The organism is Stieleria magnilauensis, assembly GCA_007753675.1.
In the GTDB taxonomy this organism is placed as follows: Bacteria; Planctomycetota; Planctomycetia; order Pirellulales; family Pirellulaceae; genus Stieleria; species Stieleria magnilauensis.
On sequence record CP036432.1, the window covers coordinates 7531996 to 7554273 of the forward strand.

14 protein-coding genes are annotated in these 22278 nt (G+C 58.7%); 6 read left to right on the top strand and 8 right to left on the bottom strand.

Annotated elements, in window-relative coordinates; all coding sequences use genetic code 11:
* Positions 1–1118: 1118 nt before the first annotated feature.
* The 4 genes from TBK1r_RS26820 to TBK1r_RS26835 all read right to left on the bottom strand — a co-directional run bounded on the left by TBK1r_RS26820 (position 1119) and on the right by TBK1r_RS26835 (position 11224).
* Positions 1119–1559 (bottom strand): hypothetical protein, encoded by a 441-nt coding sequence (locus TBK1r_RS26820; RefSeq protein WP_145223082.1) that lies wholly within the window; start codon positions 1557–1559, stop codon positions 1119–1121.
* A gap of 3384 nt (positions 1560–4943) precedes the next feature.
* Positions 4944–6422: a hypothetical protein gene (locus TBK1r_RS26825; protein ID WP_419580435.1), complete on the bottom strand. Its 1479-nt coding sequence runs from the start codon at positions 6420–6422 to the stop codon at positions 4944–4946.
* A 132-nt stretch (positions 6423–6554) separates the two neighbouring features.
* Positions 6555–7229 carry a hypothetical protein gene (locus TBK1r_RS26830; protein ID WP_145217881.1) on the bottom strand — a complete coding sequence of 225 codons (675 nt, stop codon included), beginning with the start codon at positions 7227–7229 and terminating at the stop codon, positions 6555–6557.
* Positions 7230–7435: 206 nt separating this feature from the next.
* A complete protein-coding gene (locus tag TBK1r_RS26835; RefSeq protein WP_145217883.1) occupies positions 7436–11224 on the bottom strand; it encodes an outer membrane protein assembly factor BamB family protein in 3789 nt (1262 codons plus the stop codon).
* A 269-nt stretch (positions 11225–11493) separates the two neighbouring features.
* Between TBK1r_RS26835 and TBK1r_RS26840 the strand changes: the two genes are divergently transcribed.
* Complete coding sequence (locus tag TBK1r_RS26840) at positions 11494–12876, top strand: mechanosensitive ion channel family protein (protein ID WP_145217885.1); 1383 nt, start codon at positions 11494–11496, stop codon at positions 12874–12876.
* 234 nt (positions 12877–13110) lie between these two features.
* Here TBK1r_RS26840 and TBK1r_RS26845 read toward each other — a convergent pair whose 3' ends face one another.
* Positions 13111–13410 carry a hypothetical protein gene (locus TBK1r_RS26845; RefSeq protein ID WP_145217887.1) on the bottom strand — a complete coding sequence of 100 codons (300 nt, stop codon included), beginning with the start codon at positions 13408–13410 and terminating at the stop codon, positions 13111–13113.
* Positions 13411–13937: 527 nt separating this feature from the next.
* Between TBK1r_RS26845 and TBK1r_RS26850 the strand changes: the two genes are divergently transcribed.
* Complete coding sequence (locus TBK1r_RS26850; RefSeq protein ID WP_145217889.1) at positions 13938–14213, top strand: RNA recognition motif domain-containing protein; 276 nt, start codon at positions 13938–13940, stop codon at positions 14211–14213.
* A 120-nt stretch (positions 14214–14333) separates the two neighbouring features.
* On the opposite strand, the gene TBK1r_RS39120 is transcribed toward TBK1r_RS26850, so the two are convergent.
* The gene (locus TBK1r_RS39120) at positions 14334–14477 is read right to left on the bottom strand and encodes a hypothetical protein (protein WP_372898769.1); all 144 of its coding nucleotides are present in this window, start codon (positions 14475–14477) and stop codon (positions 14334–14336) included.
* A 42-nt stretch (positions 14478–14519) separates the two neighbouring features.
* Between TBK1r_RS39120 and TBK1r_RS26855 the strand changes: the two genes are divergently transcribed.
* Together TBK1r_RS26855 and TBK1r_RS26860 are read left to right on the top strand one after the other, a co-directional pair.
* Entirely contained in the window at positions 14520–14945 is a 426-nt protein-coding gene (locus TBK1r_RS26855; RefSeq protein ID WP_419580436.1) for an STAS domain-containing protein, read from the top strand.
* Between the two features lie 93 nt (positions 14946–15038).
* Positions 15039–16184 carry a zinc metalloprotease gene (locus tag TBK1r_RS26860; RefSeq protein ID WP_145217893.1) on the top strand — a complete coding sequence of 382 codons (1146 nt, stop codon included), beginning with the start codon at positions 15039–15041 and terminating at the stop codon, positions 16182–16184.
* A gap of 256 nt (positions 16185–16440) precedes the next feature.
* Here TBK1r_RS26860 and TBK1r_RS26865 read toward each other — a convergent pair whose 3' ends face one another.
* Complete coding sequence (locus tag TBK1r_RS26865) at positions 16441–16947, bottom strand: hypothetical protein (protein ID WP_145217895.1); 507 nt, start codon at positions 16945–16947, stop codon at positions 16441–16443.
* Between the two features lie 220 nt (positions 16948–17167).
* Between TBK1r_RS26865 and TBK1r_RS26870 the strand changes: the two genes are divergently transcribed.
* Positions 17168–18082: a hypothetical protein gene (locus TBK1r_RS26870; protein WP_145217897.1), complete on the top strand. Its 915-nt coding sequence runs from the start codon at positions 17168–17170 to the stop codon at positions 18080–18082.
* A 298-nt stretch (positions 18083–18380) separates the two neighbouring features.
* Positions 18381–19931: a hypothetical protein gene (locus tag TBK1r_RS26875; RefSeq protein WP_145217899.1), complete on the top strand. Its 1551-nt coding sequence runs from the start codon at positions 18381–18383 to the stop codon at positions 19929–19931.
* Between the two features lie 331 nt (positions 19932–20262).
* Here the strand turns inward: TBK1r_RS26875 and TBK1r_RS26880 are convergent, their stop codons facing one another.
* A complete protein-coding gene (locus TBK1r_RS26880) occupies positions 20263–21720 on the bottom strand; it encodes an IS1380 family transposase (RefSeq protein WP_145208447.1) in 1458 nt (485 codons plus the stop codon).
* Between the last annotated feature and the right edge of the window lie 558 nt (positions 21721–22278).

The following is a 22278-nucleotide window of genomic DNA, read 5'->3' on the forward strand; positions in this document are numbered from 1 at the left end:
ATCCCGATGATGACATCGTCGCAGTGGCTTTGGACCTGGGCGGTTTCATTTTCAGTTGCCGCTGTGCTGGCGGCCTTTCTTCTGAATGCTCCGCGTTGGACGGTGATCGCATCGGTCCCGGTCTCGATGGCGTTCTTGCTGAGTTCGCCGGCGTGGGCCACGGATCTCGCCTGGTCGCAGTTTCCGATCTGGAAGCGTTTGGTCGGTGGCGAACCGATGTTGGCGTCGCTGTGCATCGGTGTGGTCACGATGGGGATCGCGTTGCTGTTGCGTCCGGCGGATCAACGCAAGGCAATGACCTGTACCGCGGGCGCGTGGTTGGCCTACGCAACCGCCAATGCCGCCTTGTTGACGGTCGCTCCGACGAGCTGGATGGGAGCGATTCCCGGTTGGGTGTTGCCGGTGTTGCTGGGGCTGGCCGCCGTTGCCCTGGTCGTCGCTGCCACCCGGATCACGTTGCCGATCGATGCCAAGCTGGTCGCGGGAATCGGTTCGGCGGTGATGTTTGCCTTTTGGTTATCGATACTGAAACCGCTGGTCATCGGACAACCCTTTCCGGGTTGGATTCCCGCGATGTGGACGCTGCTGGCAACCGCGGGTGCGGGGATGGTTGCCGCGGAGACCTTGTGGAAACAAAGCACGTTGGCGACGGCGTTTCGGGCGACGGCATCCGGATTCCTGCTCGGTGCCGCGGCGGTTTCGATTTTGTTGGTGTTTGAGGCGACGGACGTTGAGGCCGTTCATCATGCCAACACACTCAAAGCGATCGCCGTGTCGTTTTCCTGTGTGCTCGCCTGGCTCTGGATCGGACTGACCGATCGTAACACGCTGCATCTGTCTTATGCCCGGTTTCACCTCATCGTGACGGCCGTCATGGTGGGCCATTATTGGTTCAATGATTCCTTGCTGACCGTTGCGGCATGGCGCAGCGGCGAGGCCTTGTGGGCGTGGTCGGGACTGGGTTGGTTGGTGGTCGTCGCGATCACCGGCCGGGACGCCCTGATCGGAGCGTTGAAAAACGTTTCGGAGGGATCGCGAGTTTCATCCTTCGTCGCTCGTTTCAGTTGGTACAACTCGGCCGAACACCCGTGGGACGTCCTGACTCGAGGGTTGGTCATTCAGACGTCAACGGTGTTATTGGGATTGGGGGCCGCGTTGGGGTTCGGTTCGTTGGTGGTCACCGTCGGTTCGGGAACGGCGACGAGCCTGTTCAACGGATTGACACTGCCGATCGCCGTGCTGTTGGTCAGCGGTCTATTGTTGCACGGGCCGGTGTTGCACGGGCCGGTGTTGCACGGGCCGGTGTTGCACGGGCCGGTGTTGCACGGGCCGGTGTTGCACGGGCCGGTGTTGCACGGGCTGGCGTTGCATGGGCCGGTGTTGCGTGGGGGCGGCCGCCGCGACGCAGTGTTCTTCGGCCAGCGATCGGTTTTACCCTGTCTGCATTGGGCCAGCGGATTCGGTTGGATCGGATGGCAGGTCGGGATTCGGATGTTGGTCGACCCGTCGGAACAACTCGTTTTGGCGACTTCATTGGCGGCGGCGGGTTGCTTTGCCATCGAGGTATTGCGACGTGAATCCGAATCCGGCGATCACGCTTTTGTGTTGGGCGGTTCGACCGCCGGCGGTGTGTTTGCCGCCATTGGATTGGCGTTCCTCGCTGTGTCGTCCGGTTGCCTGTTGAGCAGCGGTTGGGTGCCGATGGTGCAGCAACGTGTTCGGCCAGATCAATTCGTCACGCTGTCGGTCGCGGCCTGGTGGGCAACCGCTGCGATTCTGTCCGGCTGGCTCGGCCACCGCAATCGCAGCGGCGTGTTGGCGATCGTCTCGGCAATGCTGGTTCCAGCGGTGGTGATCCTGGTGATGCCGCTTTGGGTACCGGCCCAGTGGTGGGTTTGGATTCAATCCGCGGCGATCGCCAGCGGCGCGTATGCCGTCGCGTTGCGATTCATTCCTCCGCGTTTACGATCCGATCCCGATCAACCGATGCTGCCTCGGGCGATCGATGTGTCGCTGGTGGGCTGTACCGCCGTTGCGATGGTGACTTCGCTGGGCTTGATCACGGGCATCGTGTTGCGAGACGCATCGTGGATGCAGTTGCATCATCCGACGGGATGGGTGCTGTCGACGATGACCGCATGCCTGATGCTGTTTTGGAATCGACTTGCCGGTCCGGCACTGCGGCTGGCCGGGCCGATCTCGTGGCCGATCATGCTCAGCTTGATGTCGGGCCACGTCGCGATGTGGTTCTCGTTGCTCGCGGCGCCATCGATGTTGCCGCATCAATGGTTGCCGATGGTCTGGACGACGGTGGCAGCGGTTTCGATTCTCGAAGCTTGCCGCGTTGCGTTTTGGCAGAATTCATCGGTTCGTCTGGACCGATGGCACGCCGGGCTCTTGATCGTTGGGGCGACGCTGTTGTGTTTATTTGACGGTTCGATGACCCGTGATGCCACGGTCGGTTTGATCGCCAGTATCGCCGGCGGGATCCTGGTCACGACACGTGCCGTGTTGGCCAACGGGGAGGTTCGACGCGGGCTGTCGATCACGAAACGATCGACGGTGATCACGCGGATGTTCAGTTGGTACGCGGTCGCGAGCGGGTCGGTGTTTGTGTTTCAAATCGTCGAAGCAAATTCTCAATCGGAGTTTGTGCTTTGGACGATGCTGCTGTCGTGGATCGCGGCCTGGGTTTTGGTTTGGCGATTGGGCTGTCCCGACCAAGAGTCGGTCGAACCGGATGCGCGGCGGAGTCGTGCGATGTTGCCCGACAGCGAGGCCGCGATGTTGGTGCTGGCGGCGTTGTCACTGGAGTTGTTGGCCGTGATGATTTCGGCGGTCGATTTCGCCCCGTTGGCGGTTGTGGACGACCCCTTGCTGTGGCTGCGATTGGGGATCGGTCTTGCCGTCGCCCTCTCAGCCAGTTTTCGGCAGGGACGTGCCTCGGTCGGCGAGACAGCGGTGGCGACCGTTCTCGTTTCGGCGACGCTGCTGGGGATCCGAATCGGAGTCGACCGGTTCGCCCGCAGCGAAACCTTGCTCACCCTCGTTTGCCTGGTCGCACCGATGACGCTGGCCGTGATGGTGTTTTCCGCAGCGGGAATTTGCCGCGTGATCAATCGGATCGGCGTCCAGTGGAGCGGCTTGGTGGCCGAGGGGCAGCGACCGGCGTCGATTTCGATTCCGCGTTTCGCAGGCGTGTTGACCCGTGTTGCGACGGGCACGGTGATCTTGGTCGTCGCACTGACGAGTTATTTGTTGTTCGAATACAACTCCAACACCATGGTTCCGGTTGCGATCTGCGGCGTCGCCTTGTTGGCCGCTTCGCTGGCGGAATTGGCCGAGCGGACGGGGCGTGAGATCGTTCGACACGTGGCAATGTTTGTCGCGTTGGCATCGATCGCGATGTGGGCCAGTGTGAACGTGGGCAATGATGCTCATCCGATGGTTTCGCTCTCCACACGTTGGTTCGTGGGCTGGGTATTCGTCGCGATCGGATTGTCGTTCGGCGTACCCAAGTTGCTCGGTGCGGACATCTTGGAACGATGGAAGAACGCCGTTCGAAGCGGATTTGTTTTGGCGATCTCACTGGCGATGGTGTCGTTGGTCGCGACGTTGGTCCAAGAAGCGGTCGTTCGGGTTGCCGGCCAAACTGACCAGCTGGTCAAACCCCTGATGTTGGGAATGGCGGCGACACTGGCGCTGTTGAGCGTGATGTCGACGTTGGCGGGGATTTTGAGTGGACCGGGGTATTCGTACCGAGACGCCTGGAAACTGACGGATCGGCAACGCGCCGCCTTGGTCGTTGCGGCGCAGGTGTTTGGCGGATTGACCTGGTTTCATCTGTTCCTGTGCAAGAGTCCGTTGGCGAGTCTGGGGTTGCGAGCGTATTGGCCGTACGTCGTGATGACGTTGGCGTTTGCCAGTGTGGGAATCACCGAATGGGCGCGGCGCCGTGGCGATGAAGTGCTTGAGAAAACGCTCAAGCAGACCGCTTTGTTTTTGCCCTTGGTTCCCGTGATCGGGTTCTGGCTGAGCGGATCGTGGGTGTCGTCACTGTTCGGCGAATCCGACGGCAGTCGATGGACCTACATCCAGGGCCGCGTGTCCTATCAAGGTTTGTTGATTGCGGCGGCGCTTTACTATGGCGTCGTGTCGTTCCTGTGGAAGAGCGACCGGGCGCGGCTGGTTTCGATCATGATCGGGAACGTGGCGTTGTGGGTGATCTTGGTCCAAACGCCGAACTGGGACTTCCTTTCCCATCCACAGGCTTGGTTGATCCCGCCGGCGGTCTGCGTGTTGGTCGCGACGCATTTTCACCGGGATGCACTGGGGGCAAAGACCGCGGCCGCGATTCGTTATGCGGCGACGTTGACGATCTATGTGACCAGCACGGCGGACATGTTGGTTCAAGGGGTCGGTTCGACGATCCTTGGCCCGATCGTCTTGATCGTGCTGGCCTTGCTGGGAGCGGGCGCCGGTGTGGCTTTGCGTGTCAAACCGTTCCTGTACCTGGGGACGACGTTCGTGTTAATCGGCGTGACCAGCATGGTCTGGCATGCCCAGCAACAAATCGGTGCCGTTTGGCCCTGGTGGGTCTTCGGCATCAGCAGCGGCGTGATGCTGATGGTCGGGTTGATGGCGATCGAAAAGAACAAACCGAAGCTGCGGCGCATCGCGACGGCGATGCAGCAATGGGATGCTTAACGACATTGATCGATCCCCCAACGCTGCGTGATGAATCATTCGCAAGGCCATCTCTGCTGAGACTCGCCCTGTGACGGCTGTTCCGAACGAACGTTCGCTGCAAATCACATGCCCTCGATTTCGGCTGTGGGGGCAGCCCGAATCACGTCATGGCGGAGAGACAACGTGCATTTCCGCACGCGATTGATTCCACCGGGCACAGTGGACGCGGCTGCGAGTACAAGGCCACGGGATCGCTACTGAGCTAACCATCCCGATTCGGCTGCGACGAGCGCTTCGTATTGTGCGATGCGTTCTTCGTCGCCCAGTCGCCTCAGGTTTTCCGCCAACAGCACGTTGTCGGCGACCCGGAGAAAGCGATTGTACTTCACGTTTTGCTTGGTCGAATCCGGTTTGGGCGTATCGGCCAGTTCACGATACCGTTTGTAGTCTCGATGCTTCTCGATCGCTGCCACAAACTCCCCAGCACGTGACGTCATCAATTCAATCGAAACGGGATTGACAACATTGGCCAGTTCCGGCCACCTGCGTTTCAAATTGTCGGCGATCTTTCGTCGTAACTGTTCCGACGACGATTCGGGGGCACGGCGGCGGGAACGTCCGCGGCGGCGTCCCTCCTCGAGCGCCTTCCAGGCGTCGACCAACCGATCGTTTCCTGTCAGGTTCAGCTGTTCGGACAGGCCTTCGAGGATCGCTGCTTGCGTCGTGGTGGCCAGGCTGAGTACCAAGTCATACGATTCTTCGTTGGAGAGAAGTTCTGAATCCCCTTCCGCGAATTTACTGTACTGGCTTAGAAACTCGCCCGATGTTTTGATCGGCAAATCAATCGTGTCGGCGGTCAAAATCGTGTAAGCATGGGCCTCGTCGAACGAAACGACGCCGTCGTGGTTGTAATCGGGCGGGTTGATCGGATCGCCCGTTCGCGACCGGCCGGACAGTGCTGCCCAAAAATAGGTGCTGTATTCGACATAGCTCGATTCGTCGACTTCCGGTGTGCAACCGGCCGCGGGGCGATCGTGGACGGTTGCGAAGAACGCGCAGCGACGTTGCGGAGAAAGCCCCCGATCGGGTTCACCGCCGTTGTAGATCAGTTTGGCGAACCCGCCGGAGTGGCACTGAACCATGATCGCGACCACGTCCACTCCGACCGCAAGCCCATCGAGCAGGCTAACAAACTCCCGCATCTTGATCGATGAATTGTTCCACGTTGCGATCGTCGTGTTGTACGGATCCTTCGAGTCGGCACTTCGGTTGCCGTGGGCGGTGACGAACAGCAGCAGCCGATCGCCAGCGGTCATCGTGACGCCGATTTCGTCGAACCACTTGCGAATGTTTTCCGGTCGTGTGCTGCCGCGCACTTCTGGGATGCGATGATTGCGATACGACAATCCCAGTGATGATCGACTGCCGAAGAATTCTGCCATCAAACGATTCGCTTTGGGAATCGTTTGTGGATCCATGACCTGTACGTCCGCGCCGTTTGCGCTGCCGTCGGAGAAATAGACGTCGTTGTGCGTCTGGTCCAGATTCGTCTCGTCCAACACCCGCTGAAAGAACAGCACGTTGTTTTCCAGCGACGCTTGATTGCCCGACGGGGAGTATCCGCCGCCGATGGTCAGAAAGTAATCGGCCGCCCGCGCCGGCAGCGGTGCCAGCAGTGCCGACGCGACCGCACAACAGGACAACCGAATCGTTCGAGAGGACGTTCGTCGCATCGTTCCGCCGCTTTTGTATCGGTGAGGGTTCTGGCCAAAAGGTCGCGTGAGTCGCGTCTCCGATCCCATTGTAACGCCAATTCAATCCGCGTTGCGCCGAAATGATCCAACAGCCGAGTCGCCAAACGGTCGTTACCGAACGCTCCGATCGGATTCGCGACGGAGCGGGACGATCTGGATCGCGTTGAACATGGAATAGGAACTTCCGTCGCGATGGCTGATGAATTTGACGTCGTTTCCACGCCAAACGTCGAAGTCGAATGTCACGTATTGAATGCCTTCGGTCATCGGCTGCGACCGATAGCCGTGGGAGCCGTCGTTTGCCGTCGCCTTTTTGCCGATGCTTTCATCGGCGATTCTCAACTCGATGTTGGCGTTCTGATCGGGTGCGTCGCCATGGGCATACACGTACGCCCGATAGTGTCCCGGTTCCAAATCCAGGATCGTCACTTCCAAATCCTTGCAGCGGCAATTGTCATAGATGTAGCCATGGAAAACGCCCGACTGGCCTGCGATCCCCCACGCTCCGTCGTGTCGTGAAATGCGCAGACGCGCCGTGCTCGGACGCATGTCACTCAGCCGCATGAAGTCTTTGGCCGTGGTGCCGACGCTGACGAAGTTCCAGACGTCTCCGCTTGATCCGACGACGCCATCGTAGTGCCCGACGCCGGGGTCATGGGCAAAGCCGATATTCAACATGCCTGTCGACCGTGACTGGGCCGACGCGCCGACGCCGCTGACGAGCGACGTGATGATCGCGAGCCCAGCGTGTAACAAGCCGTGGCGTAACTTGAAGGAACACAACATTGCACCAACCTGTTGAGCGAGGTGTCAGAAGAAGTGAGGTCCGGCCAGTGATCCACGTCCGGTCTCCAGTTCACACCCTTTTTTGATAACAAAGTGCATTCGATCTGATGGGCCCGAAAGCTCTAAAATCAGAAAGCTTTTACATTTCACCGCCAGTCCCGAGTCTCCATGCGGCGTGCTCAGTGCGGCATGCTCAGTGCGGCGTCTCAGTGCCGAGTGAGCTTGATGCCCGAGAGGACAGGAACGCCTTGCTTGGCGATGAAGTTGACCTGCAATTCGTTGCGGATCTCGACGTCGTGGAACGTCAGCGTGGACGTGGTGTGGTCGACGCCGTCGATCGTGACGTTTTCGGCGACGCGTTTGTTTTGCAGATGGACGTCAAACACGCGAACCTCTTTCTCGCCCGGTTCGGGAGCCGCAAAGACCAGTTCGATGGCGTAGCGTTTCGCTTCGCGCACTTCCTGCTGCTCGCTGGGGGCATCGTCTTTGTCGGTCAGCACCAGTGCCAACCGCAGTTCCGTGATGCCGTCGGCTCCCGAGGCTGCGACCCACGGCCGATCGGCGAAGGGGGCGGTGGACGAGTGGCGGGAGAAATAACGTGTGTCCGGGTTCGTTGTGACTGAAAGTGGTGGTGAATCGCCGGCGACGACGGGGTGTTCCAACCACAACATGCCGTCTTCGTCACGACGATCGCCGGGGGCGCCAAAGTTGATCGCCAGGTTGCGAATCATTTCGCCGGGCCGGGTGTCCGAGGCGCCATTGTGCACGCTCCACGTTTCGATCTCCGGCATGTGGACGAGCGCCAACGACGTTTGGTTTTGATAGGCGCAGCTGCACGTGCGGGTGTAGTCGGGGGCGTTCAAGACGCCGTTGGCAACGACCAGATTGGCCGTGCAACCGGATTTGAATCCGCCCAAGTTTCCCGTCCCCGAATGGGTCAGTAAATCGTAGAAGCCCGCCGCGCCGGAGCGGAACGTTAGCAGGTTCTCGCTGGCGATGATGTTGTTGCAGCCGTACGCACGGGTGATTTTCCACGGTTCCGATTCACCGGTTAGCGGATTTTCGAGCAGCTTGGGCTTGCCGGTTTCTAAGAAAAAAGCACCGGCGGATTCGGAGTAAGAGTTGGCGTTGGTGATGATCAAATCGTTGTGCAAGATGCACGGTCCGGAATACTGCAACGACGGATTGCTCCATTTCACCGATCCGTCGTCGCCGTGGTAGACCGCCATGCCCGCGGCGACCTCGTCGGCCAACCGGTCGCTGGCCTTGGCACCGGCCTGGAGCAGCAAGTCATGTTGCTCGGAATAACCCAGCCAACTGCCGAAGATGTTGTCGCTGATTTCCCAGGCTTGCTCTCCGGTTTGAAAGTCAAAGGCCACGATGCGGTAGGTGTCGCTGCGTGACCGACCGCGACGCAGCAACGTGTCGGCGATTTGTTTGGGCGTGCGATCGAGGCAATAGACTTTACCGCCACCGGCGACGATTCCGTTGTGCCAAAAACTGTGACGGGCGTCGACTTGCCAGAGTTGTTTGCCGCTGTGCCGATCAAATCCGACGAGCGCCACGCTGGCGGCGCGATCATAGCTTTTGGATCCGAAACCGGCTTTGTTGGATTTCAGTTTCTTGTCGGAATCGAAGGAGAGATTGTTTCGCTCGCGATACATCGCGAATCCGAGGCCGCCGATCAAGACGTCTTTGTAAACCCCCAGATAACCCCACTGCTCTTGCGCGCCGGTCGGTGACGGTGGAAGCTGGAAATCGGTGATCAACTCTCCCGTCGCCGGATCAAGTGCGTGGCAAACGCTTCCTTCAACGATGTAGACACGGTCCTCGGTGACGACGTAATTCGTGCCGCGAGCATTCGCACCAGGGATATGCACCTGGTTGTACTTCGGATCAAGCGGCAGGTTCTCGTAGGTCTGGTCGTAGTAAACGTCATAGGTGCCCAGGTCGGCGAAGTCGCGTTTCCAGAGGACGCGGCCGGTGTAAACGTCGCGGGCGCTCAGCGAGTTCATGCCCTGAATAAACAAGCGGCCGCCGACCACCTGTTCCGGTGGACCGTGCCCGTGTCGCGGCAGCACGTCCATGTTGCTGCTGCCCCCGAACCACAGCACACCCAACGGCAGCTTGACACGGGAGTCGTTGGATTTGACGGTGTTGGCGATGTCGCCGTATTGATGGGTCCAGTCGGCTGATCCCGGCAGGGCACCCGCGCGGCGCACGACCACGCCGTGCGAGCCGGTCGTGACGACGGCTTGTTCCAGATTCATCGCATCGACGCGTTGTGCGATCGCAGCCTGATTGTCGCGACCGAGCAGATGCATGACGCCGCCGTAGGGGCGTACGGATTGATAGATGGATTGGATTTCGGCTTCGTTGAGCGTTTCCGAATCCGCAACGAATGCCATGTTCGCGACGTAGTTCGGTGGTTGGAATGATCGGGGATCGCCGTGGTGGACCGTGACGCGGCCGTAATAGCCGGCGGCGTCCAGACGTCGGCGCGTCCGATCGATCGCGGCGGCATCCGTGTCGACGATCGCCAGTTGCACAAACGGTGACTCGGCCGCCAGGGCCATCGCCGTCGGATCGTCGCAGCGACCGAACCAGAATGCGTATCCGGAGGCATCGCCGGTGGCCAGTAGTTCGTGAACGATTCGATGCGCGGAGTCGGAAACGTTCCGCGGACCCGTCGGCAGCAAGTTCAGTTGCACACGTCGCGGATAGGTGTTATTGCTGCGGCGACCGTACGCCAGCAGTTGCCCGTCGATCGAAACGGCAAACAGTTTGCCATCGGCAACGATCAATCGCTCGATCGGCTTGTCGGTCGGAATTGATTTCACGATCCTTGCGGGGCGGTCTTCGTCGGGCAATTGAATCACGGTGATCTGATTTGCCCCGGCCGCGATCAATTGGTGGCCGGCCAAAATCAAATCGCCGCTGCCGTCGGCCTCGATTTCCCAATCCAGTTTTTGATCGGCTCGGTAGGCTCGTACAAGGCTGCGATCGTCTTTGGATTCCGCGGAATAGACGGTGCCGTCGTGCAGCACGGGTTCGTTGGGCATGAACGCGGTTTTGACGCCGTCGTCCAGCTTGAAGGCACGCGTTCCTTTCTTGCGCGTGTGAACATAGAAGTGTTGGTGGTCCGCGGCGACGAAGGAACCACCGGTTCCTTTTCCCCCGGCGTTTAGTTCGAAGTAACGCATTTCACCATCGCTGCGCTGAAACACGGCGGGGACAGAGCGACCTCCCGGCACGATCAACAGCGACTCGGTTGCCACCAATGCCCCCTGTGGCGCAACCCCGGCAAACGACGGGGCGCTGTGCGGCTGTTTGATGTACTGCGAGCCGGTGCGATCGTTGACCCAGCGGACTTCGCCGGTCTGTGCATCGAGTGCGTAAATGAATGTGCCCATGAAGGGCCAAATGCTGGCGGCAAAGTAGACGGTGTCGTCACGCACGACCGGACCACCGCGGGCCGGCCAGGCCGAGGTCAGCCGCCGATTGCCGATCGCGTGCTGTGAACTCGGCGCGCCGTTGAATTTCCACCGCAGTTTTCCGTCGGCGGCATCGACGCAGTACAAGTAGCCGTCGTCGCTGGTGAAGTAGACCTGCCCTGCCGATCCCACCGGTGGCATGCGGACGGGGGCTTCGGTGTAAAACGTCCAAAGCTCTCGGCCGGTCTCGGTATCCATCGCGACCACCTTATCGCGGTCGTTGAATCCGATGATCAGGCGACCGTCGATGACGATCGGTTCGAAGACCCGGTCATACGTCATCAAATCCAGGTTCAGCGGATCATCCCAAGCCTGAGTGCGTTCGGAGAACTGTTTCTCCCAAATCAGGCCCAATTCGCTGTCCAGCTCGTTCGGGCTGGCAGCCGAGCGGGCGGCGTCGTATCGCCACATCGGCCAGTCGTCGGAGACAACGAGGGACGACGTCAGGATGATCAGGAGGACCAGGCGGGAGACGTAGTTCGCGAGCCTGCGAGCGGTCATTCGAATTCCAGGAGGGTTGAGTGGCGGGAGCGCCAATGTGATGGCGCTGGCTCTGAGGGTCCGTCCGCATTCTCGGCCTTTCAAACAGGGCAGGAGCGGACAACGGCGGGAGGAAGGACGGGTGGGCGGATAGGCTGTCTGTCACGTATTCCTGCCACCGATCTCGGACATCTTACCCGGCAACGACTTGGCAATCAGCGCGAAACCTTAAGAATGAAGGCATCTTCATTCCAATTCGGATGCCGTCGACACATCAAGCGGAATTTCAAATGTTTTTTTCCAGATCCCTTCTCGTTGCGATCGCGATTTTCGCCTTGTGGCCGGTGTCGCTATCGGCCCAGTCGGCCGGCGACTCCGGCAGAGATTCCTCCCCGCCCGCCGTCCGAATCAACGACCCGCAGATCCCGATCGATCGATTGCAGATCAAGGTCAAACCGATGACCAAATCGGAGCTCCAACGCGAGGCCGACGCGTGGTTTCGATTGCTGCGAAAAAAGGGCGGGCAAATCGCCGAGGCTCGCTTGGGGGTGAAGCAGGTGATCAGCGATCTGGAAACCACGGCTGCTGAAGCGACCGACGCTGCCGGAGCGACGACGGGTTCGGAAACGGCGGACGCCGGCGCCGAAGTCGAGATGGCGGAAGCGAAGCAAGGTCTGCTGGCAGACGTCAATGTCCTTCAGGATGAGCGGACGGCACTGAGCGACCGGCTGGAAGTTGTGCTCACGTCGCTGGAACGAAAGGGAGGCGACGCTGAAGAGTATCGCAGCTACATCGCCGCGGTCTCGGGAATCGAATTGGACACCTCCGATATCGAAGCGGCTTGGTCGGGGTTTGTCGGTTGGTTGTTGTCCAAGGAAGGCGGTCAGCGTTGGGCTTGGAATCTGGCCCAATTTGTTGCCGTACTGCTGATCACGGCCATCGTCTCGCGAATCATCGCCAAGAGCGTCAACTGGGTGCTCGATCGCAGGGTCAAGATCTCTCAGTTGGCTGAGCGGATGATTTCCAATTCGATCAAGAATGTGGTGTTTGTGATCGGGTTTGCGGTTGCACTGACCACGCTGGAGATCGATATCACGCCGATCGTGGCGGCGATCGGGGCAACCGGACTGGTCGTCGGTCTGGCCCTGCAAGGCACGCTCAGTAACTTTGCCAGCGGATTGATGATCCTGGTCAATCGTCCTTTCGATGTCGGCAACGTCGTCACGGCCGGCGGCATCACGGGGACGGTCGACAAAATGAATTTGATCTCCACCACGTTCCGGACCTTCGACAATCAAACGATCCATGTGCCCAACAATTCGATCTGGAACAACGTCATCACCAACATCACGGCCAACGAAAACCGTCGCGTCGACATGGAATTCGGGATCGGGTACGGCGATGACTTCGAGCAAGCCGAACAGATCATCCTGGAGGTGGTCAAGTCGCACGACCTGGTCTTGGAGGATCCCGCACCAGTCGTCGTGACCCATGCCCTGGCGGATTCGTCGGTCAACATCGTCTGTCGACCCTGGGCCAAGACGAGTGATTGGTGGCAGGTCAAAACCGACGTCACTCGCGCCGTGAAGCGTCGCTTCGACGAAGCCGGTATCTCGATCCCGTTCCCCCAACGAGACGTCTACGTGCACCAAGTCGATGCGTCGGCGAAGTAGTCGTGATTGAGGGGCAGCGGAACGAACCTCGCAAAACACCCGGGAAAAATGCTTCATCGCGTTGCCCACTCGCGATCAATCTGAGAGACGCGTTTCTAGGAACCCGTTTGTGTTAGCAATTCGCCGTCGTTGGAAATCAGCTTGGAAAGCTCAGGAAGCTGTCTCGTCCTGAGCTGATCGTAGAGCGTTTCGCGATCGTCACCTAGCGACTCGAGAAACGTCTTCCGCGTCGATTCAAAGACGCTCTCGGTGCCTTCGGTGACCGACCAGCCCGACTTCTTCCAGATACCTGGGCGGATACATCTTTGCTTCCTGCAGGCAAATCGCCGCGGCGCGTGCCTTCCCAGACTCGTCGAGCGGTTTGAGCACGTCGTGGTATCGACCGGGCGGAAGTGCATCGCGATGAAAGACAAGCGTAGCGCCGGAATAGTCGCGGAACGATCGCAGCAGCGAATCGAGCGTTGGTTCGCTCGCGATCGTCGATTCGAACGCCAGCGATGCAAACAGGAATACCAGAAAACCGATTCGTTTCATCGTCGTCTCGGCAGTCGAAATTGATGAGATCAGGTGACGTTTCCATTGCATGGGCACCCAGCACGTTGCATGGGCACCCAGTTCGCTAAAAATTATAAACGATCTTTGACGCTCCAAGCCGTGCTTCGTGCAACGGTTACGTCGACTGGGCTTTTTGATTTAGACAAAGCGGCTGGATTATCGGCCGCACACCGTCGATTAACGTTATAGTGTTCAGTGTCGTGATTCATGGTGCAGGCCGACGAGTGTTTTTACACAGCCTGCACCTCCGCGACCCAGGAAGATTGAGAGAGCTTTGGAAAAGTAGTTTCGGACAGTTGTTGTAACGGATGAGTTGGATTTTCGTTCCGGGCTGAGCTTTTCAAGTTCTCTGTGATTGATCCTTTCGATTCTTCTGGCGCTCGAGGCTGGAAATATTGGGTGCACCGCACCTCTTCTGAGTCCACGATCCATCGATCGCGGACCTCTCTTTTGACTCCTGAAACGTTTCCGTGAACACGGATAACACCTCAAAAAGGAGTTCAAGTATGAACATTTATGTTGGAAATCTTAGCTTTGACGCTACCGAAAACGACGTCGAAACAGCCTTCGGCGAGTACGGCGACGTGAAGTCGGTCAACGTGATCAAAGACCGTGAAACCGGTCGTTCACGCGGATTCGGGTTTGTCGAAATGCGAGACCGCGAAGCCGGCTTGGAAGCGATCAGCGGCATCGACCAAAAATCGATCTGCGGCCGCGACGTGACGGTCAACGAAGCCAAACCGCGCGAAGAGCGTGGCAATGGCGGTGGCGGACGTTGGTAACGACCGCTGAGGAAAAATTGAACGCGACGTGAATCGTCGCGTGGCATTCGCGTTTTGGGCGCCGCTGGCAAACGCCGCCGCCCACCACGCATGCCGACCGCCTGATCACCCGTGTGTGCATCAGCGGACTTCTTTTGTCAAAGCAGGTGCCGTCTTGGTGCGTCGCCGCGACAACGAACGATCGCCGAGTCCGTCGTCCAGCGACGCCTCCATCGCGACGTTTGACGGGCGTGTCCGATCGACCGCCCGCAACTTGTCCGTCATGGCCTGCGAGCCGGCGGATGTACCCGAATGAAGAGATTGGCCATGGCAAAATACCGACACCGAACGTTTGAAATGTTTGAGTTCCATGACGAGGCCGCGGCCGCCCTGGCGGTCAAACCGCGTGAACCGGTGCGTCCCCTCGGCAACCTGGATGGAGAACCGATGGAGAGCCTGAACATCGCGGTTCTGGGGCCGATTCTCCATGTCCGGTTCGATCCCGACGTCCTGGACGGCGAAGAAGAATCGGAGAGCCAACTGCGCGGTGACCTGACGCGGCTGGCCAAATGGCTGCAGAACGACAGCCGCGTGATCGTGGATTTCGACGGGCTGAGTCTTTTCTCGCCGGCGTCGATCGAAGCCCTGGAAACGTTTTATCAGCGGCTCAAAGCTAAGGGCAGCCGGCTGGTGCTCTGCAATTTGGACGCCGACGTGAAAGCCTCGTTTTATCCATCGCGCCTCCCGCGCTGATGTCGATGCCGATCGAGTTGCCGGCGCGGCTGAGAAGGGTCTGCTAAAATCGGCTCTTGCTTTAGCCCGATTCCCTTCGATGCACTGTCCGACATGGCAACTGGTACCCCATCGCCTGCGTTCTCGTCATTCCAGCTGCGAGATTCCTGGAAAATTCTGGCGTACGTTGTCCTCTGGTGCGTTTTGACACTCAGCGCCGCCGACGTCGTCGCGCAGGGAGCATCGATTCCTGAAGCACAGATCGTTCTGTTCACGCCCAGCGATGTTCAGCCGCCACCGCGCGCTGGCTATTTGAATCGTCTGAATCAATTCGGTTTATACGCCGAACAGTTTTTCCATCAAGGGCTGACCGATTGGGGGTATTCGCCGGCACGGAAGGAAATCTTCAATCGCGATGGTGACGGCAACATCGCGGTGATTCACGTGAAGGGAGAGTTGCCGGCCGCCGGCGGCGCCTACAAGAAACAGTGGATCAGTCGGCAGGTCCACGACAAACTGAAACGCGACCACGGCATCAAGATCGCCGGGAACCTGTATTGGATCTTCGTCTACGTCGGTGATCCGCCGGTCAGGCATGACAGCTATCGCGGATCGGGCAATTCCAAAGACGGCGGCTGGGCTGTCTTGAACTACACCAACCTGCCGGGAAAAATTTCACCGCGCAGCCCAATGGTCACGCCGCTCAATGACAAGCTGACGCTGAAGGGGTGTATCCACGAGTTCGGTCATGCTTTCGGGTTGCCTCACATCGGACCGAAAGTTGAACTGGGCAAGGGCAATACATTGATGGGACCGGTCAATCGAATTTACGCCTCCCATAAAATGCCGAACCGGACCCAGGCGTACCTGTCCGAAGCCAGCGCCGCGATTCTTTCCACCCATCCCGTCTTCACCGGTGACCCGACGGCGCGAAGCACGCTGCCCAAGACGAATTTTCGGCAAGTGAAGGCGGACTACGATCGCAAGTCCCACACGATTGAAGTTCGCGGGCGACTGGAAACCGATTTCCCGGTTCATCGTGTCGTGGTGATCGATGATCGCGATGACAAAATCGGTGGCTACTGGGTCAAGGGCTTTGTCGCCGAAGTCGACCCGCAATCGCGTTTCTCCGTCTCGATTCCCAATCCGGGTCGCAAGGGACAACTGAAAATACTGGCCGTTTACAAGAACGGTGCCTTTACGGGTAACGGGACCAAACGCGGGATCGACAGCGCAACGCTCGTGCCGTATCGCTTTTAGTGCTCGTCAACGTTTAGATTGAGGGTGCCGCGGAACAGGGGGCAGGCTGTAACTTGCGGAAAGGTGAGACGATTGATGGGCCCACGGATGGCAGCGCGAACCCACGGATTTTTGCACCCTGTCATCCGCGGGTTCGCGCTGCTATCGGTGGGTAAACTTTTCGATCGATAGCCCGGTAAAATTGCCGGATTTCTTCGTCAGAGTTGAATGTAGCTCGAGCAAGAGTCGTGGCAATCTGCGAGCTTTTCCGCTCCGGTCAATCGCCATCGGTTAGGTGTTGGATTTGAACTCGCTGGTTCTTTTTCAAGACCAAAGCAATCCACGACGCGATTTCGTTGTTGATCTGGTTGGGGACATAGGTCAGTTTGACGAGATGCTTTTCGGACGGGTCGTCGCCGATGATCGAACCCACGACGAGCTTCAATCCCTCGGCTCGCGTTCCATCGGCAAGCTGCCAGTGGTAGTGAAAGTGGCGTTCGAATTGGTATCGGCCGTAGCGCTGCGATTCTCCGGAGACCGAGTGCCCCATGGCCATCGGCGGATCGATGGGATTGGCGGCCTGGAGTTGATCCATCACGCTGGGGATTTGCATCAGACGCCGACTGAGTTCGCTGTCCAGCGCTGCGACCTGATCGTCAAGTTCCTCGAAGGACGTTTGATGAAGTCGGCGTTTTTCCTTTTGGTTTGCGATCAGCAGGCTCCAGGCGACCGCAAGGCCACACACCGTGACCAGGACGAGCAACGTGCGTAATCGAAATTTCATCGGTTCTGCCGGTGGTTTTTGCACGGATTCCGCTACTGGAACGAACGGTATTACGGTCCGTTTTAGCGGGCCGGCCGGCGGGATGACATCTTGATGCAGAAAAAACATCACTCAGCTGAATAGACAAAGTGTCTTGAATGCCTGTCGCGCAGCGGGTAGGCTGAACACGAATCTCATCGAGGTCTGAATCAGAACCGTCCCCATCTGCCGGAGTTTCGTGATGAGTCAAACAACGTCGCCGTGGCTTGTGGCGGGCGGGCTTGTCGGGCCTCGATGCGTCGTCGGGCCTCGATGCGTCGGGGCCGGCTGGTTGGTGCTGGTGTTGGCCGTTTGCGTGATGGGGCCTGCGGAAGCGGACGATGCGACACTTGATGCGACGGGGACCGAGGCTCGTGTCGCCGATGCCCTTCGGATCACCACGGACGCGGCTCGTCAGTATGACATGCAGATCGCCGGGTCATCGCCGCGGACCCTTCGACTGCATCCGGCATCGATCTTAAAGTGGTCCAATCCGGTTGCCGGAGAAGTTTACGGCAACGTTTATCTGTGGACCGATCAGGGGCGTCCACAAGTCATCGGCTCGCTCTTTCAATGGTATTCGCCGATGACACACGGTTCTCACGAATTCCATTCCGTTTCGAGCGAACCGCTGGTCGTCTCACGTGGTGGTGTGCGCGTTTGGACGACATCGGCTCCAGGGGTGCGATGGCATCCGGTTGCCCAGTCGCCTTCGGTTGCCGATTCTCCGGCGGTCCGACTGCGTCACGCGCGGGCCATTTCCAGGGACTTTCAAATTGAAAAGACGGACCGGGATGGTGTTTCGCGGCAGCTGCGTCTGCTCGCTCAGCCGGTCTTCCGCTATGGCGGTGACGCGTCCGATGTCATCGATGGCATGCTCTTTGTCTTTGTCCAAGGCACCGATCCGGAGGTGTTTTTAATGGTCGAGGCAAAACGGGGCGGAGCTAAACCACAGTGGCAATTTGCGTTGGTGCGAATGAACAGTGTCAGGTTTGTTGCCAGCTATCAGAACCAGGAAGTTTGGCGCACCGAGATCTGGCCGTGGAGCAAAGTCAAGAACGGTCGAGAAACCTACACGTCCATCGGCCCGTTCGAGCGTGACTCCGTCGGGCGATAACAAACGAATCTCAGCCGTCTGGCGCGAGCCCAATACCGCTAAGTGAACATCACTGATGGGGCCCGGACGCTGGCGCGAACCGGCTGATATCAAACGAAGATCAGCCGTTTGGCGCGAGCCTACGGGCCCTCCCCTGAGGAAACGACGCTTCACTGAACGGTGTCGGGGACGGCACGCTGGCGATGCGGAATTCGCTTCCGACTGCGGCGTGTGTTAGGTTGAATGCGACTCGCGGTCTCAATTGCCCGCGAAAGCTTCTGCTGCGTGACAGGTTTCAGACTCTTTCCGGAGAAGAACGATGCAGTTTGACGATCGCCGCCGATTTTTGGCCAAGGTTGGAAGCGGGATGTTGGTGGGCAGCCTGGGAGCCTCTCTCGCCGGGGATTTGGGAATCTCGTCGGCTTGCGCGGAGGATCACGACGGTCGGTTGACGTTCGGCGACATGGAGCCGTTGGTCGCGCTGATGCAGGAGACACCGTTGAATCGATTGCAGCGTGTTTTGCTCGATCGCATCGACGGGGGCACTGAGTTGCGGACATTAATCGCCGCCGGGGCTCTGGCAAATGCACGTACGTTTGGAGGCCATGACTATGTCGGATTCCATACCTTCATGGCGCTTTCACCTGCCCTGGAGATGTCGACGGAGCTGCCGAGTGAACGACGGGCGCTTCCGATCCTCAAGGTTCTCTACCGAAATACCGATCGGATCCAACAATTCGGCGGGTCGAGCCGTGAAGTGCTCAAACGTCTCGATACGTTAAAACATGAGGGGGCTCGACCGACCGGGCACGCATTGCAAGCGGCGACGCGCAAGGCGGATGTGGAGCAGGCGGAGCGGATCATGGCGTCGATGGCGGACCAACCGGCTCAGCGGATCTTCAACAAGGTGCAGTTTCCCGTTCAAGATGACGCGAACGTCCACCGCGTGGTGCTGGCGTGGCGAGCCTGGCTGGCGATCGATCTGATCGGCCAGCAACATGCCAGTACGCTGTTGCGTCAGTCGGTCCAGTTCTGTTTGCAGGATTCCAAGAATCGTCTCGAAAAGGGACGACCGGATCCTGAACTATGGGTGCTGCTGCCCAAGCTGCTCGATCAGTACAAGTTGATCGGCAAGCCCGTCGGCACGCGGCGAGGAGACGACCAATGGATCGAGGAATTGGCGTGGACGTTTTTCCGGAGCAATCGCAGCCAAGCGGCGGACGCGGCCGCCCAAGTGTTGGCCGAAGGCTACGAGCCGGACCAGATCGGAGAAGCGATGTCGATCGCTGCCAATTTGCTGTTGCTGCACGACCCGGGACGGTCACGGGATCAAGACGGTGACAAGGTCAAAGGGTCCGTCCACGGCGCATCGGTCGGCGTCCACGCGTCCGATGCCGCCAACGCGTGGCGCAACATTGCCGCGGTCAGTGATCAACGCAACACGATGGCCAGTTTGATCGTCGGCGCTTATCACACCGCCGGTCAGAGCCCGCATGTCCGCCCGGAACGGTGGCCGTTGAAACAAGACGCCGTGGAAGCGATCGACGATCAATCGGAGCTCTTAAAGATAACTGAAGGTGCGGTCCGTGGCCGCGATCAAGCGCTCGCCGCCGCTGCCGCACAGCGGTATGGAGAACTTGGTGGTTCTCCGCGGCCGCTGTTTGATGTGCTGCTCTCCTTTGCGACCAGCCAAGACGGAGCGTTGCATGCGGAAAAGTACTACCGCACGGTGACCGAAGAGTTTGCCAAAACGCGACCGTCGATGCGGTGGCGTCATTTGGTCGGGTTGGCCAGGGTTTCGGCCAGCGAATACGGGACGCCCGCGCCGGGGTACGAGGAAGCCTGCGAACTGATGAATGTCGACGCCTAGTGCGTTGTCCGAACGGGTTCAGGTACGAACATCACAGGCTCACGTCACAAGGGATGCAGCGCACGTTGGTGTCAAGCCTTCAGGCGACTCCCTGTCGCTGCTACGCAGCGAACCGAACGGCTAAAGCCTGCACACCAGCGCAGGTTGGTGTCTAGCCTTTAGCCCGGATATTGCATCCGCTGACTGGTTGACTCTGATTTTAGACTGAGTTACGGCGAGGCTGTCCACGATAGCCGGTTTTTGCTGCAATCGATTCGCTGCGGGCAGAGGGCCCCCTACCCCCAGACGACCGGAAGTCGCTGCGCGGTGCCACACGATGCGATGGGAGTGGCTAATCGCTACGGCACAGACGTGCCAGCACCTGATTGAACAGCGGTTCCCAGGGGCAATGGCTGCAAAGATGAAATACCACCCGACGACAAGTCACTCGAACTCGGGCTGCTATTTTCAACAGTCGCAATCGAATCGTGTCCACACGTAGACGACTCTGTTTCGTTCCACTCAGGCCCAGGCGACGCAACCCATCGAGTAGAACGTAAGCAAATGATGAAAGCATCACGCGGAACTGATTGGCAATAAAACGGGTGCAACTGGTGCGATCAGCGAACAGACAAAGCTGTTGCTCTTTGATCCGATTCTCCATCTCGCCACGCATGCAGTAGTGCTCTCGATAAAACTTCTCCGGGTCATAAGCGACAGAGCACCATGTCCCTGGAGTCTTAACTTGTAGCGGCTGCCTTTTGCCATCGACCATCGGTCGATGGTAGGTCGTGTCGACAATGTCGTCACTTGAGAAACAGTTTGTTACGACGAAGCGAGGATTGGGGCCTTTGGCGGTATACTCTGCTTTGCCGACCACCCAGCGATGGCGGTCCCACGTCCTGCCGGTGCGATAGCGAAACCACTTGTAAAAGGCTTGTTTGCCACCACGGTGGAATCTCTCGACTCTTGCGCGAGTCATTTCGCAGGCAATTTGCTTGACCAAAACCTTATTCTTGGGCAAACCAAAGACGTAGTGGACATCGTTTTTGTCGCACCAGCGCATGAGGCGTTCGATCGCAAAACCTCCGTCACCACGAAGGGTGATTTTGACCCGAGGCCATCGTTGGCGGATCCTTGCAACAAGCAATTTTGTGATTCCGCGTGCGTGATGGCCATCACCGAGGTTGGCTGGACGAAGATACGAGACGAGAAGTTGGTCGCCGCAAAACACGTACAGAGGTTGGAAGCAATAGCTGTCGTAGTAGGCATTGAAAGCCTTTTTATCTTGATCGCCGTGTACCTTGTCGTCCGTTGCGTCTAGATCGAGTGTGATTTCATCAGGCGGGGTGTCGAAGCTGTCAAGAAAAATGTCGACGAGGATCTTGCTGAGTTCGAAGAGTTCTTTTTTGGTGATTCGGTTTTCAAATCGGGAATGAGTCGAGGGGCTCGCCAGAGTGGGATCCCAATCGTCATCCGACCTGTCATTGATTCGAGGGGGCCGTCCGGCGGCGACTTGAAAGGCGGCATCATCGCGAAGCTGCTGTTGATCGTTTGCGTCTTCGTATCCGGCCGCGATCGCAAAGATTCGACTGATAAGGATTTCCGCTTGAGAATGAACGGTGTGAATCGGATCACGCGGGTCGTGAATCGCTTGGTCGATCCGCTTGATCAAATTGAGCTTTTTGTCGACTTCGCGAAGCAGGACGAGGCCCCCATCGGAAGTGAGCGATCCGCCGTCGAAATCTACCTCAACGGCCTGCCTTCTGAGGCGTTTCAATGCGGGACGATTTCGTTTACGCTTTGTCATTGCCGAAAGCCTTGGTTTTGTGGTCTATGAAGTGTCGTAACTCCAATAGATACACGAACTAAGGCTTTCGCGCTATAGGGGCAGTCGAATAAGCGGATGCAATATCCGGGTTAGGCGCATCCCCACTCGCTGCGGAGCAGCGAAATGGGCGGCTAAAGCCTGCACACCAGCGCACGTTGGTGTCTAGCCTTTAGGCGATTCTCGGTCGCTGCGGAGCAGCGAAATGGGCGGCTAAAGCCTGCACACCAGCGCAGGTTGGTGTCTAGCCTTTAGGCGATTCTCGGTCGCTGCGGAGCAGCGAAATGAGCGGCTAAAGCCTGCACACCAGCGCACGTTGGTGTCGAGCCTTCAGGCGATTCCCGGTCGCTGCGGAGCAGCGAAATGAGCGGCTAAGGCCTGCACACCAGCGCAGGTTGGTGTCTAGCCTTCAGGCGATTCCCGGTCGCTGCGGAGCAGCGAAATGAGCGGCTAAAGCCTGCACACCAGCGCAGGTTGGTGTCTAGCCTTTAGGCGATTCCCGGTCGCTGCGGAGCAGCGAAATGAGCGGCTGAAGCCTGC